The sequence below is a fragment of the Rickettsia sibirica 246 genome, assembly GCF_000166935.1.
GTDB lineage: Bacteria > Pseudomonadota > Alphaproteobacteria > Rickettsiales > Rickettsiaceae > Rickettsia > Rickettsia rickettsii.
The window spans coordinates 1,100,229-1,113,471 of the sequence record NZ_AABW01000001.1 but is presented as its reverse complement, the minus strand read 5'-3'; the positions used below and the strand labels follow the sequence as shown (position 1 = coordinate 1,113,471).

The following is a 13,243-nucleotide window of genomic DNA, read 5'->3' as shown; positions in this document are numbered from 1 at the left end:
AAACAAGTTTTTTATAGGTTTTACTGGATTCCCGCCTTTGTGGGCATGACATAGAAGAGTGCACCATGCAACAATAACCTTCAATTCCCCGTTTTATTATACGGATTGTCATTTGCGACTTTAACATTCACTATTTTTCGTGTATTGTCATCAAAGAAAAAGGTTATTTTAAACTCATCTCCTACATTTAAATCTACTTTTGGGTCATAAAGCATAATATGCATGTCACCGGGCTTAAAATCAACATTAATATTACCGGCAATTAAAAATGGATAATCCACTTTTACCATTTTACTAATCCCTTGATCATTAATTGTTTGATGAATTTCTATTCCACTTATCTTATCTGAAGATATATTCACTAAATTATAACTCTTACTTCTACTATTTATTAATGTAAAATACATAGCAGAATTGCTCACTTTACCTTGCACATTTGTTGTAGGTCTTGCCCAAGGCTGTGCAAAGTGAACGGCTGCCTCTGCAGGTAAATCATCGGGCTGATCAGAAGAAGAAGTTGTAGAATTAGGATTTCGAGCTGTTTGGTTATCAGCATCAGCATAGTTTACTGCACAAATTAAAGTTATAAAACTAATTAGTAATGTTTTTAGCATAATAATACCCTTAATAAATTAAAATGAAATATTAACATAGATTAAATATAAATCTAGTTTTTTAAAAGATATTTTTTGTACACTTCTTGTGGTAATCTCTCTATAGCATGACGAACTGCGATTCTTAGCATTTGTAAAGTATAGCGATCCAAAAAATCTATTAATTGTTTTGCATCTTTTTTTCCTGCTTCACGTAACATCCAACCTACTGCTTTATACATTAAATCATGTTTATCGTTTAAGAGTAATTTTGCTATTTCAAAAGTCGTATTTAATGTATTATTTTTGATACAATACCAAGTAGCAACTATAGCTATTCGTCTTTCCCATAGAATTTCCGATTTTGTTATTGTAAAGAGATAATCCTTTTCTTTATCCCATAAATAAGCTCCGATTATATGATGAGCTGATGCATCCACTAAATTCCAATTATTTACGTGTTTTATATTGTTTAAATAAAAATTATACAAAAACTCTTTATCTTGTGCTGTCTGATATTGCATAATCAAAATAGCTAATGCTAAAAATTTCTCTTCATTAAATTCTGAAGTAATAAGTCGGCTTAAATCCTCCATATCCAAATTATAAATAACTTTTAGCTATTGTACGTAAAGTCGGCACGGTAACACCAATAAATCGGTCATGCTCTCCTTCTCTAGTTTTCAAGAATAGCATTCTACGTTCTACAGGAATAGTAGCATTCTCAAGTAAAATATTTCTAATTTGTTGTAAATTGTCTCTCATGTTCAATAAGCCATTTTTTACGATGTAATCCCCTGCCATAGCCTCCAAGTTTGCCATTGCTATTAATAATACAATGACAAGGAACAATGATTGCTAACTGATTCATACCATTAGCATTTGCAACAACTCTATAAGAATTAGGTTTGCCCAAAACTTTAGCCTGATTTAAATAGCTTCGTTTTCACCGTAAGGTATATTCATTAATTCTTGCCAAACCATTTTTTGAAATGGGCTTCCTAAAAGCTATATAGGCGTATTAAATTTTTGTAAAGTACCGTTAAAGTACAATTGAAGATCCTCTTCAATCATTCAAATCGGTTCAGTGCTTCCAGGAATAATAGCAGATTCTGTCTTAATCCTTAGCCTCTCAAGTTCACGCTCCAAACCTCTTCTATCAACAAACTCTAGCAAATAAAGCAATTTTTCATCACTAATTGCCAGTCTAGCCAAGCCGCTTTTAAAATATTTAAATGCCGGTTAAATTTTGTCGGCGGGTCCTCCCATTATTTTAGAGACAGCATCTCGCAAACCGCTACTTGACTCATAACCCATATCAATTTGTGTATTCATGACCGATGCACCCATGCGCATTTGCTTCATCGCAATACCCATACGCCTTGCTCTCGCATATTCTACAAACGTCATACCAAAACGTTTTTTAAATTGGCAACGTGCTGTAGAAGCATCTACTGATAGCTCATCACAATCACTATCTTTCCATCTTTTAGCAGGATTAAACTCAATAGCATTAACAAGAGTACAAACTAAACCTGAAGCTTCACCAAGGATGTGAAAGAAGCTTGCAACGCTGACCAGGTCTATATGAAGCATACCAAGCTTCCTTAGCAGTTTTATAAAATTCACAATTTTCAAATTTAGGTTTCCGTGCAGGACAAGTCGGTCTACAAAATACTCTTGTTATTTTAACCGCTACAAAAAAGATATTTTCATATCTGTCATCTTTATTAATTAATGCCTGATAATATTCTTGTCTTTGAAGCTTATTAAACATATTAATTTATCCTATAATATAAATTTATAATTATATTATATGAACTTTTTAAAACTCCTGTAACCGAAATTCAGGCATTGATTTTTTATTTAATACTTCTGTCTCTCATGCTCGATAAGCCATTTTTTGCGATCTAGCCCTGAACCATAACCGCCAAGCTTACCGTTATTATTGATGATGCGGTGACACGGAATAATTATAACAAATTTATTTGCTCCATTAGCATTTGCAACGGCTCTATAAGATCTTTCCATACCTATTAATTTAGCTTGGGTAAAGTAACTTCTTGTTTCACCATAAGGTACATTCATTAGCTCTTGCCATACTAATTTTTGAAATTCGCTTCCTAAAAGATATATCGGAGTATTAAATTTTTGCAAAGTACCGCTAAAGTAAGATTTAAGCTCCTCTTCAATTGATATAATCGGTCTAGTGCGATCTTCAGTAATAGCCGATTTTGTGTTAATCTTAAGTCTTTTAATTTTATACTCTAATCCTTTACTTTCAACAAAATCGAGCAAATAAAGCCTCTCTATATCACTAATTGCCAGCATAGAACCAAGAGGCGTATCTAGCCAAGCGGATTTTAAACTCATTATTTTACCCTAAATATGATTTCTTAATATTATAATATTGATTTTGTATTTAACAATTTTATATTTTTAAAACTAACAATTTATAGGTAATCACTATGATAAAAGCTCATGTTTTTAAATATTCTCAGGTAATTTTAACCAAGAGGGAACTCGCTATAATAAAATTTAGCAAATACAGCGGACTAAGTATACCGGGTATTGCTACTATGGCAAAAGAAGAAGAAAAACTAACGGAATAATAGATCAGTATAAAACCGGTAAAATAACTACCGCAAAATTTCGTAAGAAAATGAATGAGCTTATACAAGCAAAAAACGGTAATCCTATAGGAGATAATGAGGTATTTGATCAAGGCTGGAATGCTATGTGCAAAATAGAACCTGAAAAGCTAACAGAGATATATAACTTACAACAGACACATAAATTTCATATCCACATTATAGGCAATACAAACGCATTACAGTATAATTATATTCAATAAAAAATAGAAAAGGCCCCAAATCAACCCACCATTTCTTATACACTTTCATACAAACTTGGTAACTCAGGTGAGAGAGAATTAAAACATTATACAAAACATTTTTTAGCAGCTCGCGATTATGAACCGGTATGGCATATGAAAGCTCAAAATGACTATGACCAAAACGCTTTAGACATATTAGGAAAATATTACGATAATACGACTAAAGATATTATATAAATATTGATAGCTTAAAAATTCTACAATAGCGCATTATGCAATAATTCGCTATTTGCGTTATTTAAGCCAAATCATTTAGCTTCATGATCTTTAGCAAAATCAATTAGGCTTTCCACAACATCACTTAAATTTTCATTATTAAAGTCAATCCTCATTTCTTTTTTAACAACATCAACAAAATAATTATCAAGTGAATTTTTCATTTAAAATGGAAGTGTTTTTTGTCCAATGAACAATTATTTCCTGCTTAATGATGTCATAGGTATCAAGAGCAATTTGAATGGCATTTTCACGCTGATTTTGATCTTTGCGATTCTGTAAGAAGCTATTATTGTTTTGTTAGTGCCGAGTTCACTTGGCACATCATTTTTAAATTCAGCTCTTATTTTTTTAACTCTCTTTAAAAGATCACTATCCGATAAACGTTTATTATGATGCTGTATTATTGTGTTATTTATTAAGGGTAGAAAATTTTTGATAAAAGGCAGGATCGATATTGATATAAGCCTTAATAGTATCTTGTATTTGATTAGCCATATCCATGACCGAATGTTAACCGCCTCAGTTTTAGTAATACGAACGGCAATAACATACTCATCAAGCAACTTCATGACTTGAGCGGTATATATTTTTTTATCCGGTTTTTCTTTATAACGCTTTTCCACTATCTCTTTGAGCTTATTAAATTTTATTCATATTGTAAATTAACTTGTTCTTTTTCTTCATAAAATTCATAAGAATTAGAAGCTATAAACATCAGATTTTTAAATTTATTCAACAAGAAATAAAACTTATTGCGTATAACTTCATCGGCTAAATGCTGTTCGAGCTGTTCAGAATCCAAATCGTTAGGCACATTTATAAAAATATTTTTAATTTCTTGTAGTAACGGAAAAAATGCTTTCAATTTATCATCTACAAAAAATATAGCATCTTCTAAATCTTCTCTATCAAAATTGTTTAAACCATAATTTTCATAAAATTGATGTGCTTGTTTTAATTGATTCGATAACCCTACATAGTCAATTATGTAACCGTATTCTTTAGTTTTCCCTTTTTCTTCAAATAGACGATTCGCACGAGCAATTGCTTGTAAAAGACTATACTCTTTTCATTCTTTGCATATGTAAATAACGACATTACGCGGTGCATCAAAACCGGTTAGTAATTTTGAAACTACAATTAAAATTTCAGGATCATCGGAACTTTTAAATTTTTTAATAATTCTATTATTAAATTTTGTTCCATATTGTTCCCTCATGTTTTTTATAAATTTATCTAATTCATTTTCGCTTTCAATATCTTTATAACTGTCCCGGTCATCAGTAGCAGATATAACAACTTCAGAACTTACTTGTCCTATATCATCTAAAAATTTTTTAAAACGAACGGCAATTAATCTAGAAGGAGCTATTAACATACCTTTTAAACCTGTGCCTTTAAATGTTTTTAAATAGTGCGTTGAAATATCAAATGCTTTGGCATAAATAGCTTCCTTTGTTTGAGCAAGCATCTTTGAGCAAACTGAATCTTGTTTTCAAAGCTGCTTTTTCTTCTTTATTTAATCCATTAGTAATCATATCAAAATCTTGTATTACGTCCTGCAAACTCTCAACTACTAAATTATTTGTAGTACTTACTCCCCTTGATACCTACATACCAAATCTTACAGAGTCAAGATTTTGTAAATTTTTCTTTAAGTCTACCAGCGATGTGCCTGCTACTAGCTTTCTTATATCGCCTGCTATCTGCATAGTCTGAGTACCTAGCTGGTATAAATTTAATGCCTGATCTAGAACATAAAGCCATTGCGTACCATTTTTATGTATTAAGTGATTGGCAAGCTTTGCAGTGTAGCTTAAATCTTCTTGCATGCCAATATGTATTGTATGCCAGCTCGCATTGTAGTAGATAGAGGATTTAGCTGTCATTGCCTATTATATCGACTTCGTCCTCTAAATAAGAAGCTATATGATATTTTAAGGTCAACAGGCATTAGATTAAGGATTGGACTTTCTTCTAAAGACTTGTCTACTAATTTAAAAATGGAGTATGATTTTTAAAAGGATTTTCAGTTTGATCAGAGCTATAAAAAAGCTTATAATTTTGTCCTATAAATAAATTTAATGCCTCTTTATCTATTGCTTTATATTTATCTGCAATCTCCTTTATTTCTTCTAGCGTATAATTATTAGATAAAATTGTAACAAATTCTTTATGAGATAGATTAGTTATTTTTGCTAACGTATTTATATCTTGGAAACTCATTTTATCTTGATAATGATTTGTAAAAGTATATTGCTCATTTTCATAGGTGTTAAACTCTGCAATTTTTATAGAAAAATCCTCGTCTACAATCAATTTAAAAGGTCTGTTATTAGCATTTATTTCTAAAGTTCTATTAGTTATATTAAAATTAACACGTGCATTATTTATGTCTATACTACCTAAGCCATTATAGTAATTCATAGTATCGGTGATACCTAAAAAATATTACTATTAGTATCTAAACTAAAAGAGTGAGTAATATTATCACCTACAGTAACGCCAAGCCAACTATCAAGACCCATGCTTGCTGCTCCCTTTGCATTTATATTTTTTGTTGTACCACTCATATTATGTCCTTATTTTTTTATTAATTTATAAGAAAATAAGTCGTATTTAATAATTTATTATTCTCTTCACTGCTATAATTACTGAGTTCTAGCAAAGCTTCGTATATTTCTTTCTCAAGTAAATAGTCACCTCAGCTTTTGAGTATGTAGATTATTATTTTTGCCTAGATTCTGCTGTTGTAAATACTTCCCATAACCAATAATAGTAGGTACAGAATATTTTTTTAGCAAGACATGGAGCGAAAATTAAAACAAAAGGAACATTCAAAGTTTTTACTAAATTTCAAAAAACCTTGAAACCCCTTATTGGAAGTGGTGGAGGCAAAGGGAATCGAACCCTTGACCATCTGCGTGCAAAGCAGATGCTCTACCCCTGAGCTATGCCCCCGATTATTTATTGGCGAGGTTTTTGGAAGTGAAAATATTAAGATAAGCTTTTAACTAATCCCCAAGGTAATGGCTGACCATTGCTCCCTACGACTAAATCTCCGGAAGATTCATATTCGGCAGCTAGAAAAGACTTTTGAGCAGCAATAAGCTTGACCGGTTTGATTTTCTGACCGTTATGAAAATATTCTTTAGCCTGTTCCCTAGAAGTCGGGTTATTTTTGGAAGCTGTTTTTGCTTTAGACATATACTATTAACTTTTTCTTAAACTTGTGAAGAATATAAAACTTTTTCTTAAACTTGTCAATAACTACCGTGTCGATAAATAGACATTGCTTAGAAAAAGTTGATAATTTGAAAAGTTGACGTCATTACGAGGAAAATTACAAAGTAATTGACAAAGCAATCTAGTAAAATGCGTAGCATTTTTATTATTTTTCTGGATTGCCACGCTCCTTACAGTCACTCACAATGACGATTTGGTATCCATGCAACAGGAGCCTACAGCCGCTTACAATGACGGTATCAACGATTTCTAGGCAATGCCTATAAATATGTTAAGATATCCATAATTATTCTTCCGTTATTACTTCACTTGCACCGACGAATGCTATTTTAAATTCTACTATTTCTGATATCGTTTTTCCATCATATATACTAAACCCTACTCCTGTAAATTCTACTTTTGCGTTGATATCAGCACCATATGATACTAACAGCTTATATATTTCATCATCCTTAATATCTTTAGAAGTACATCGAACATTTTTAGCAACCGCATGCAAAGGTATTCCTCCGGATTTTCTTTGATCCACCTCAGCTCCGTTCTTAAGTAATAGTTTTGCTACATTAAAGTGCTTACTGCTTCATATAAAGGTGATCCTAGCCAAACTCCTCGTTCCCGTTTACTGCAGCGCCTTTTGATATTAGATATTCTGCTACAATTTCCGTGACGTGCGGCTGAATTTCAAGGAGTATTCTTCAAAATATCACTACACATATTAACATTTGCTTTTTTTTCTTCAACTAACCATTTAGCCAACTTTTAGTGCATTATTTGTAGATACCGAAAATAGTTCAGTAGTAGATACTGCACGTAATTCATTTAAACTCCTTACTAGGCCCACTTTAATCAAGAGAAAAATAGACTCTTTTAAAACATTTTCAAAGCTACATTGTTTTACATAATGTTCTATATCTTGCACTACTACTCTATTTGACTTTAGCAACAGAGTTAAATTACTATTTAATAGTTCTTTTATCATATTCTACTTATTTATACTTTGTATTTCTTAAAGGTGATAAAGATCTCATTGTCATTCCTGCAAAAGGCTTGCTTGGATACCCAAATCATCATTGCGAGCAGCCGTAGGCTGCGTGGCAATCTTATGAAATAATAACAAACTCGTAAGATTGCTTAGTCAATTGCTATGCAATTTCCTCGCAATGACGGTTAGGAAGTCATGCAGACAATACTGAAAACTCCTACTGATTAATCCTTGCCGTATGGTAACCGTTAGGTAGATCACGCACCCAATCACCTCTTGCAAAAGAGCCAAAGATAATCATAGCGATTTTATCTTGTGCAATATCTAGAATTTGCTACACTATAAAATTAAGCATAGTTTGGATTTTTAGAGAACGCTGAGGTAAAGTGGTTTTCATTATAATACCCTACGATTTTCCCTACGATTTTTACTCTATGTCATTCCCGCGAAGGCGGGAATGACATAGAGTAAAAATCGTAGGGTATTATAGGTTTTCATCTATTCATTTGCACCATGACAATATTTATATTTCTTGCCTGAACCGCACGGACATAGCTCATTACGAGATACCCTACCCCAACTAGTAGGATCGTCAGGGTTTCTATCTTTTGGATCAATGCGTGATACGACTGGTTTAAGGTCAGTCTCAATGCTACTTCCTGCGTTATATTTACTAAATGCCGGATCTTCCCGACTCTCACGCATATTTTTCTGAAGTTTTTTATACTCAAGCAAAACATCTTCTTTTTGAACATTTTTTAAGTCAATATGGAAATGGTATACGGTTTGAATAAATAATTCTTTTAAATTATTAAGCATCTGCTCGAATAAGTTAAATGCTTCTCTTTTATACTCACTAAGAGGGTCTTTTTGGCCATAAGCTCGAAGAGATATGCCTTGTCTTAAATGATCTAAGCTATATAAATGATCTTTCCAAACTTGATCAAGGGTAGTTAATAAAATATATTTCACGGCATTATGCATTAACTCGCTACTATAGGCTTCTTCTTTTGACTTATATATATCATGAGCCATTTGTATAACGGTCTTCGTGATTTCTTCTTCCGTTACATCATTTTTACTTACTACATTATGATCAAATTTTATAGAAAAAACACGATGTAATTCTACGCTTAAATTCTCTATATCCCAATCTTCTCTATAAGAGCCTACCGGCATGAAAGTTAATACTATCTTTCGGGCGAGTTCCTCAGTAGTACTATTTAAGAAACCGTGACTATCTTTAGATTTAATAATTTCAGTACGTTGCTCGTATACTATCTTACGTTGGTCATTCATTACATCATCAAAACGTAATAAATTTTTACGCATTTCATAGTTATGTCCTTCCACTTTTTGCTGCGCTTTCTCAAGTGAACGACTAATCATTGGATGGTGGATAGCCTCTCCGTCTTTCAATCCAAGTGTTCTAAGGATTCCTGATATACGATCTGATGCAAAAATACGCATTAAATCGTCATCAAGCGATAGGAAAAACTTAGTTTTACCAGGATCACCTTGTCTACCTGATCTTCCTCTTAGTTGATTATCTATCCTACGGCTTTCATGCCTTTCCGTACCTATCACAAATAAACCGCCTGCTTCAATAACCTGCTTCTTTTCTTCGGCAATTTGAGCTTTTATTTCAGCTATTTTAGCTTCATAATTATGTTCTTTATCCAGCTGTTCTATTAACATTTCAGGATTACCGCCAAGCATAATATCAGTACCCCGCCCTGCCATATTAGTTGCAATCGTTACTGCCTTAAACCTACCTGCTTGAGCAATAATAAAAGCTTCCTGCTCATGAAATTTGGCGTTTAATACTTTATGAGGGATTTTTTCTTTATTTAAAACGCTTGAAAGTTCTTCTGACTTTTCTATGCTTATCGTACCGACAAGTATAGGCTGTCCACGATCGTAACAATCCCTAATTAGCTTTAAGATAGCATCATATTTTTCTTTTTTACTACCGTAAATTTCGTCATCAAGGTCAAGCCTCGTAACTTTATTATGGGTCGGGACTGCGACCACATCGAGATTATATATATCTTTTAGTTCCGGTGCTTCGGTCATAGCCGTACCGGTCATACCCGATAATTTAGGATAATTACGAAAATAATTTTGGAAAGTAATAGATGCTAAAGTTTGGTTCTCATTTTGAATTTTCACATTTTCTTTTGCTTCTAATGCTTGATGTAACCCTTCCGAATATCTACGCCCTTCCATTACACGACCGGTAAACTCATCAATAATCATTACTTTACCTTCACGCACCAAATAATCTACATTAACAGTAAACATATTATGAGCTCTTAAGGCTTGGTTAACATAATGTACTAAAGTTAAATTCTCAAAATCATATAAACTGGTATCTGGTTTTATAATACTTTCTTTACTTAAAAGCGATTCTATATGTGTAATGCCGGTTTCCGTTAAATTGATAGTTTTTAATTTTTCGTCTTTTTCAAAATCACTTGCATTAAGCAGACGTACTATTTTATCAATTTTACCGTATAATTCTGCATTATCATTAACCGGACCCGAGATAACGAGCGGAGTTCTTGCTTCATCTATCAAAATCGAATCAACCTCATCGATGATAGCAAAATTAAAAGGACGAAGTACCCGCTCCTGCAAGCTATACTTCATATTATCCCTTAAATAATCGAAACCGAGTTCATTATTTGTTGCATGAGTAATATCGGCGTTATAGGCGGCTCGTTTTACCTCATCAGGCATACCGCCAACAATACATCCAACCGATAAACCTAAAAAATTGTAAATTTTACCCATGGAAGCAGAATCACGGCGTGCTAGATAATCATTTACGGTTACAACATGTACACCTTTTCCAGTTAAAGCATTTAAGTAAGCAGGAAGCGTTGCAACTAAGGTCTTACCCTCACCGGTACGCATTTCGGTAATCATGCCTCGATGTAATATCAGGCCACCTATAAGCTGAACGTCAAAATGACGCATACCGCAAACTCTTTTAGCTGCTTCCCTAACTACCGCAAACGCCTCATATACTATATCATCTAAAGTAGCTCCGTTTTTAAGCTTTTCTTTAAACTCCACAGTTTTATTCTTCAACTCCTCATCTGATAATTTTTGTATAGCAGGTTCAAGCGAGTTAATTTTTGTAATTTCAGAAAATAGTTTTTTTACAGTACGATCATTTGCAGTACCGAAAAGTTTTTTTAAAATAGAAAGCATTAAAGTCCTTATGATATTTTTAGTATTTGAGTACTTAAATATAGGTATATTTTATAAAATTATCAAATGTTATAATTTTATTTAAATGAATAATTTTGTACTACAAATATTTGTAAGTTATTATTAATAAATAAAATATTCTCAAATAGCTGTTGACGGTTATATATTATTTTTATAAAATTTAAGCTTATATTTAACACAATTATGAGTCATAAATGAAAAAATTATCTGTTATATTTTTATCAGTTAGCATGCTTTCCGGTATTGCTTTTGCTGATAAAGACAAGGTAGTTGCTACCTATAAAGGCGGTGAAGTAAAAGAATCGCAAATTATGAAAGAATTTAAGCCTCAGCTTAATCTTCAATCAGGTGAAACAATCAAAAATTTTGATGATTTTCCACCACAAGATCAGGAAAAATTAATAAAAATTTATGTTAATAATCTTTTGTTAAAAGAAGAAGTTGCTAAGTCAAATATTACTTCTTCTAAAGAATTCCAAGAAAAACTTGAAAATGCAAAAAATCAATTAGCTCAACAAGAATTACTAGCAAACTACATAAAATCTAACATTACAGATAAGATGTTTGATGACGAATATAATAAATATGTCGGTAATCTTAAAGGTAAAGAACAAATAAAAGTTGCTCATATTTTAGTTAAATCTCAAAAAGAAGCTAATGATATCAAAACCAAATTAAGCAAAGGCGGAAACTTTACTAAGCTTGCAGAAGAGTTATCTCTTGATAAAGCTTCAGCTTCAAACGGCGGCGTTATCGGTTACATTCTACTAAATCAACCTGGGCAGTTAGTACCGGAATTTGAAAAGAAAGCTTTTGCTTTAAAAGTAAATGAAGTTTCAACTCCTGTAAAAACCGATTTCGGTTGGCATGTTATCAAAGTGCTTGAGAAAAAACCTGTGCCTATTCCAACAAAAGAAGAAGCAAAAGTAACTATTGATAATATATTAGCTGCAGAACTACTAAAGAAATATATTGCTGATTTAGAAGCTAAAGCTAATTTAAAAATCATGTTACCTAAAGCAGACAGCAAAGCCGGATCGTAATTTATATTTTGTTATTGCGAGAGCGGGCATTCCCCGTATACCAAGTCGTCATTACGAGGAAAAACTGTAAGTTTTGACGAAGCAATCTCAGAAGTTTGTTATTACTGTATGAGATTGCCACGTCGCTTCGCTCCTCGCAATGACGGTTTGGGTGTCCACACAACAATGCCTCCGCGGGAGTGAAATAGGTTTCACACAGTAACACGCCTCTACCCAAGAATAACATTATAACTACTCTCAATCACTGCAAATGCTACACACACAGGATAATCATCAGCAAGAGAAAGGTGAATATTAAAAGGAGAGAGTGTGTTTGTATAGTTTGAGCTAACTTCTACTATAGGCTTACCTAAATCATTATTTAGTATAGTAATATCTTTAAAATTTATACCTTGACCTATACCGACTCCAAAGGCTTTACTCACAGCCTCTTTAGCAGCAAAACGCTTGGCTAAAAAAGCAGCATGGTTTATTTTTCCCAACAAAGCAAACTGTTTTAATTCCTTTGAAGTTAGAATTTTTTTAGCAAAAAGTTCTGGATATAAATGTAATATTTTTTCGATTCTAGGAATTTGTACTATATCAGTACCAACACCGATAAGCATTTACTTATCGGTTTCATAATCTGCGCCATTCTCATCAATAAAGATTTGATCATCTAAATCAGAATAATCTTCCCCGATATAAACTTCAGGTAAATACTCAAATTTTTCTTCTACAGCTTCTGATTCATCTTGATTAACAAGCGGCTCTATCATAGTTCTTGTACGCAGACTATTTATTAAATCTTGTTCTAACTGAGCTACCGATACTTTTCCGGCAGCAATTCTACGTAATGCGATAACAGGAGGCTTATCACGCTTTTCTTTTTTAATTTGATTAGTTTCTACTTTATAATTTAATAATTTAGCATATCTTGTTGCTAGGACAACAAGCCGAAACCTATCCGGTATAATTTTATTACAATCTTCTGCTGTAATTCTTGCCATAATTTTTCTCCGTTAAAAATAGTATACTACAAATA

At 32.5% G+C, this 13,243-nt stretch carries 22 protein-coding genes, 1 tRNA gene and 2 pseudogenes; 3 read left to right on the top strand and 22 right to left on the bottom strand.

Features of this window, described 5'->3' with window-relative positions:
* Positions 1 to 80: 80 nt before the first annotated feature.
* From RSIB_RS00610 to RSIB_RS00625, 7 genes and pseudogenes are all read right to left on the bottom strand, one after another.
* Positions 81 to 614 (bottom strand): copper chaperone PCu(A)C, encoded by a 534-nt coding sequence (locus RSIB_RS00610; RefSeq protein ID WP_004998093.1) that lies wholly within the window; start codon positions 612 to 614, stop codon positions 81 to 83.
* 53 nt (positions 615 to 667) lie between these two features.
* Positions 668 to 1,189: a DNA alkylation repair protein gene (locus RSIB_RS00615; protein WP_004998091.1), complete on the bottom strand. Its 522-nt coding sequence runs from the start codon at positions 1,187 to 1,189 to the stop codon at positions 668 to 670.
* Between the two features lie 7 nt (positions 1,190 to 1,196).
* Positions 1,197 to 1,358, bottom strand: a complete 162-nt coding sequence (locus tag RSIB_RS08320; RefSeq protein ID WP_016728229.1) for a hypothetical protein — start codon at positions 1,356 to 1,358, stop codon at positions 1,197 to 1,199.
* Positions 1,333 to 1,808: pseudogene (locus tag RSIB_RS10535) on the bottom strand (methylated-DNA--[protein]-cysteine S-methyltransferase). The gene RSIB_RS08320 and the pseudogene RSIB_RS10535 overlap by 26 nt, the downstream one beginning before the upstream one ends.
* A gap of 27 nt (positions 1,809 to 1,835) precedes the next feature.
* Positions 1,836 to 2,189 (bottom strand): helix-turn-helix domain-containing protein, encoded by a 354-nt coding sequence (locus RSIB_RS00620; protein ID WP_004998089.1) that lies wholly within the window; start codon positions 2,187 to 2,189, stop codon positions 1,836 to 1,838.
* Positions 2,137 to 2,370, bottom strand: a complete 234-nt coding sequence (locus tag RSIB_RS08310; RefSeq protein WP_081440496.1) for an Ada metal-binding domain-containing protein — start codon at positions 2,368 to 2,370, stop codon at positions 2,137 to 2,139. The genes RSIB_RS00620 and RSIB_RS08310 overlap by 53 nt, the downstream gene beginning before the upstream one ends.
* Positions 2,371 to 2,459: 89 nt before the next feature.
* Complete coding sequence (locus tag RSIB_RS00625) at positions 2,460 to 2,966, bottom strand: methylated-DNA--[protein]-cysteine S-methyltransferase (protein WP_004998087.1); 507 nt, start codon at positions 2,964 to 2,966, stop codon at positions 2,460 to 2,462.
* Between the two features lie 95 nt (positions 2,967 to 3,061).
* Here RSIB_RS00625 and RSIB_RS09250 point away from each other — a divergent pair, with 95 nt between their 5' ends.
* Together RSIB_RS09250 and RSIB_RS06580 are read left to right on the top strand one after the other, a co-directional pair.
* Positions 3,062 to 3,205 carry a hypothetical protein gene (locus RSIB_RS09250; protein WP_016728228.1) on the top strand — a complete coding sequence of 48 codons (144 nt, stop codon included), beginning with the start codon at positions 3,062 to 3,064 and terminating at the stop codon, positions 3,203 to 3,205.
* Between the two features lie 50 nt (positions 3,206 to 3,255).
* Entirely contained in the window at positions 3,256 to 3,447 is a 192-nt protein-coding gene (locus RSIB_RS06580) for a hypothetical protein (RefSeq protein WP_032850890.1), read from the top strand.
* A 290-nt stretch (positions 3,448 to 3,737) separates the two neighbouring features.
* On the opposite strand, the gene RSIB_RS10280 is transcribed toward RSIB_RS06580, so the two are convergent.
* The 13 genes and pseudogenes from RSIB_RS10280 to secA form a co-directional block, all read right to left on the bottom strand.
* Positions 3,738 to 3,869 carry a hypothetical protein gene (locus tag RSIB_RS10280; RefSeq protein ID WP_016728227.1) on the bottom strand — a complete coding sequence of 44 codons (132 nt, stop codon included), beginning with the start codon at positions 3,867 to 3,869 and terminating at the stop codon, positions 3,738 to 3,740.
* 33 nt (positions 3,870 to 3,902) lie between these two features.
* Positions 3,903 to 4,331: a hypothetical protein gene (locus RSIB_RS00630; protein ID WP_004998085.1), complete on the bottom strand. Its 429-nt coding sequence runs from the start codon at positions 4,329 to 4,331 to the stop codon at positions 3,903 to 3,905.
* Positions 4,332 to 4,354: 23 nt separating this feature from the next.
* Positions 4,355 to 4,573 carry a hypothetical protein gene (locus RSIB_RS00635; RefSeq protein ID WP_004998084.1) on the bottom strand — a complete coding sequence of 73 codons (219 nt, stop codon included), beginning with the start codon at positions 4,571 to 4,573 and terminating at the stop codon, positions 4,355 to 4,357.
* A gap of 204 nt (positions 4,574 to 4,777) precedes the next feature.
* Positions 4,778 to 5,179 (bottom strand): type I restriction enzyme subunit R domain-containing protein, encoded by a 402-nt coding sequence (locus RSIB_RS00640; protein WP_004998081.1) that lies wholly within the window; start codon positions 5,177 to 5,179, stop codon positions 4,778 to 4,780.
* A gap of 139 nt (positions 5,180 to 5,318) precedes the next feature.
* The gene (locus tag RSIB_RS00645) at positions 5,319 to 5,540 is read right to left on the bottom strand and encodes a hypothetical protein (protein ID WP_016728226.1); all 222 of its coding nucleotides are present in this window, start codon (positions 5,538 to 5,540) and stop codon (positions 5,319 to 5,321) included.
* Positions 5,541 to 5,700: 160 nt separating this feature from the next.
* Positions 5,701 to 6,135: a hypothetical protein gene (locus RSIB_RS00650; protein WP_004998075.1), complete on the bottom strand. Its 435-nt coding sequence runs from the start codon at positions 6,133 to 6,135 to the stop codon at positions 5,701 to 5,703.
* Positions 6,136 to 6,149: 14 nt separating this feature from the next.
* Positions 6,150 to 6,281 carry a hypothetical protein gene (locus RSIB_RS10275; protein ID WP_016728225.1) on the bottom strand — a complete coding sequence of 44 codons (132 nt, stop codon included), beginning with the start codon at positions 6,279 to 6,281 and terminating at the stop codon, positions 6,150 to 6,152.
* A gap of 313 nt (positions 6,282 to 6,594) precedes the next feature.
* Positions 6,595 to 6,669, bottom strand: a tRNA-Ala gene (locus RSIB_RS06570).
* A 36-nt stretch (positions 6,670 to 6,705) separates the two neighbouring features.
* Positions 6,706 to 6,915 (bottom strand): hypothetical protein, encoded by a 210-nt coding sequence (locus RSIB_RS00655; protein ID WP_004998070.1) that lies wholly within the window; start codon positions 6,913 to 6,915, stop codon positions 6,706 to 6,708.
* A 325-nt stretch (positions 6,916 to 7,240) separates the two neighbouring features.
* Entirely contained in the window at positions 7,241 to 7,483 is a 243-nt protein-coding gene (locus RSIB_RS00660) for an ankyrin repeat domain-containing protein (protein ID WP_004998065.1), read from the bottom strand.
* Between the two features lie 219 nt (positions 7,484 to 7,702).
* Complete coding sequence (locus RSIB_RS06565; protein ID WP_032850888.1) at positions 7,703 to 7,933, bottom strand: hypothetical protein; 231 nt, start codon at positions 7,931 to 7,933, stop codon at positions 7,703 to 7,705.
* A gap of 238 nt (positions 7,934 to 8,171) precedes the next feature.
* Positions 8,172 to 8,333: pseudogene (locus RSIB_RS09980) on the bottom strand (nucleotidyltransferase); the annotation flags it as partial.
* A gap of 101 nt (positions 8,334 to 8,434) precedes the next feature.
* Positions 8,435 to 11,155 carry a preprotein translocase subunit SecA gene (secA, locus tag RSIB_RS00665; RefSeq protein WP_004998062.1) on the bottom strand — a complete coding sequence of 907 codons (2,721 nt, stop codon included), beginning with the start codon at positions 11,153 to 11,155 and terminating at the stop codon, positions 8,435 to 8,437.
* Positions 11,156 to 11,370: 215 nt separating this feature from the next.
* On the opposite strand from secA, the gene RSIB_RS00670 reads away from it, so the two are divergent.
* The gene (locus RSIB_RS00670; RefSeq protein ID WP_004998057.1) at positions 11,371 to 12,219 is read left to right on the top strand and encodes a foldase protein PrsA; all 849 of its coding nucleotides are present in this window, start codon (positions 11,371 to 11,373) and stop codon (positions 12,217 to 12,219) included.
* A gap of 209 nt (positions 12,220 to 12,428) precedes the next feature.
* Here RSIB_RS00670 and acpS read toward each other — a convergent pair whose 3' ends face one another.
* Positions 12,429 to 12,824, bottom strand: coding sequence for a holo-ACP synthase (acpS, locus tag RSIB_RS00675; protein ID WP_004998055.1), 396 nt, complete (start codon positions 12,822 to 12,824; stop codon positions 12,429 to 12,431).
* Positions 12,825 to 13,208: a DNA-directed RNA polymerase subunit omega gene (gene rpoZ, locus RSIB_RS00680; protein WP_004998047.1), complete on the bottom strand. Its 384-nt coding sequence runs from the start codon at positions 13,206 to 13,208 to the stop codon at positions 12,825 to 12,827.
* Between the last annotated feature and the right edge of the window lie 35 nt (positions 13,209 to 13,243).

Coding starts and splice junctions, on each gene's coding strand:
- RSIB_RS00610 (WP_004998093.1), bottom strand. CDS start 614: ATGCTAAAAACATTACTAATTAGTTTTATAACTTTAATTTGTGCAGTA.
- RSIB_RS00615 (WP_004998091.1), bottom strand. CDS start 1,189: ATGGAGGATTTAAGCCGACTTATTACTTCAGAATTTAATGAAGAGAAA.
- RSIB_RS08320 (WP_016728229.1), bottom strand. CDS start 1,358: ATGAGAGACAATTTACAACAAATTAGAAATATTTTACTTGAGAATGCT.
- RSIB_RS00620 (WP_004998089.1), bottom strand. CDS start 2,189: ATGCTTCATATAGACCTGGTCAGCGTTGCAAGCTTCTTTCACATCCTT.
- RSIB_RS08310 (WP_081440496.1), bottom strand. CDS start 2,370: ATGTTTAATAAGCTTCAAAGACAAGAATATTATCAGGCATTAATTAAT.
- RSIB_RS00625 (WP_004998087.1), bottom strand. CDS start 2,966: ATGAGTTTAAAATCCGCTTGGCTAGATACGCCTCTTGGTTCTATGCTG.
- RSIB_RS09250 (WP_016728228.1), top strand. CDS start 3,062: ATGATAAAAGCTCATGTTTTTAAATATTCTCAGGTAATTTTAACCAAG.
- RSIB_RS06580 (WP_032850890.1), top strand. CDS start 3,256: ATGAATGAGCTTATACAAGCAAAAAACGGTAATCCTATAGGAGATAAT.
- RSIB_RS10280 (WP_016728227.1), bottom strand. CDS start 3,869: ATGAAAAATTCACTTGATAATTATTTTGTTGATGTTGTTAAAAAAGAA.
- RSIB_RS00640 (WP_004998081.1), bottom strand. CDS start 5,179: ATGCTTGCTCAAACAAAGGAAGCTATTTATGCCAAAGCATTTGATATT.
- RSIB_RS00645 (WP_016728226.1), bottom strand. CDS start 5,540: ATGCAAGAAGATTTAAGCTACACTGCAAAGCTTGCCAATCACTTAATA.
- RSIB_RS00650 (WP_004998075.1), bottom strand. CDS start 6,135: ATGAATTACTATAATGGCTTAGGTAGTATAGACATAAATAATGCACGT.
- RSIB_RS10275 (WP_016728225.1), bottom strand. CDS start 6,281: ATGAGTGGTACAACAAAAAATATAAATGCAAAGGGAGCAGCAAGCATG.
- RSIB_RS00655 (WP_004998070.1), bottom strand. CDS start 6,915: ATGTCTAAAGCAAAAACAGCTTCCAAAAATAACCCGACTTCTAGGGAA.
- RSIB_RS06565 (WP_032850888.1), bottom strand. CDS start 7,933: ATGATAAAAGAACTATTAAATAGTAATTTAACTCTGTTGCTAAAGTCA.
- secA (WP_004998062.1), bottom strand. CDS start 11,155: ATGCTTTCTATTTTAAAAAAACTTTTCGGTACTGCAAATGATCGTACT.
- RSIB_RS00670 (WP_004998057.1), top strand. CDS start 11,371: ATGAAAAAATTATCTGTTATATTTTTATCAGTTAGCATGCTTTCCGGT.
- acpS (WP_004998055.1), bottom strand. CDS start 12,824: ATGCTTATCGGTGTTGGTACTGATATAGTACAAATTCCTAGAATCGAA.
- rpoZ (WP_004998047.1), bottom strand. CDS start 13,208: ATGGCAAGAATTACAGCAGAAGATTGTAATAAAATTATACCGGATAGG.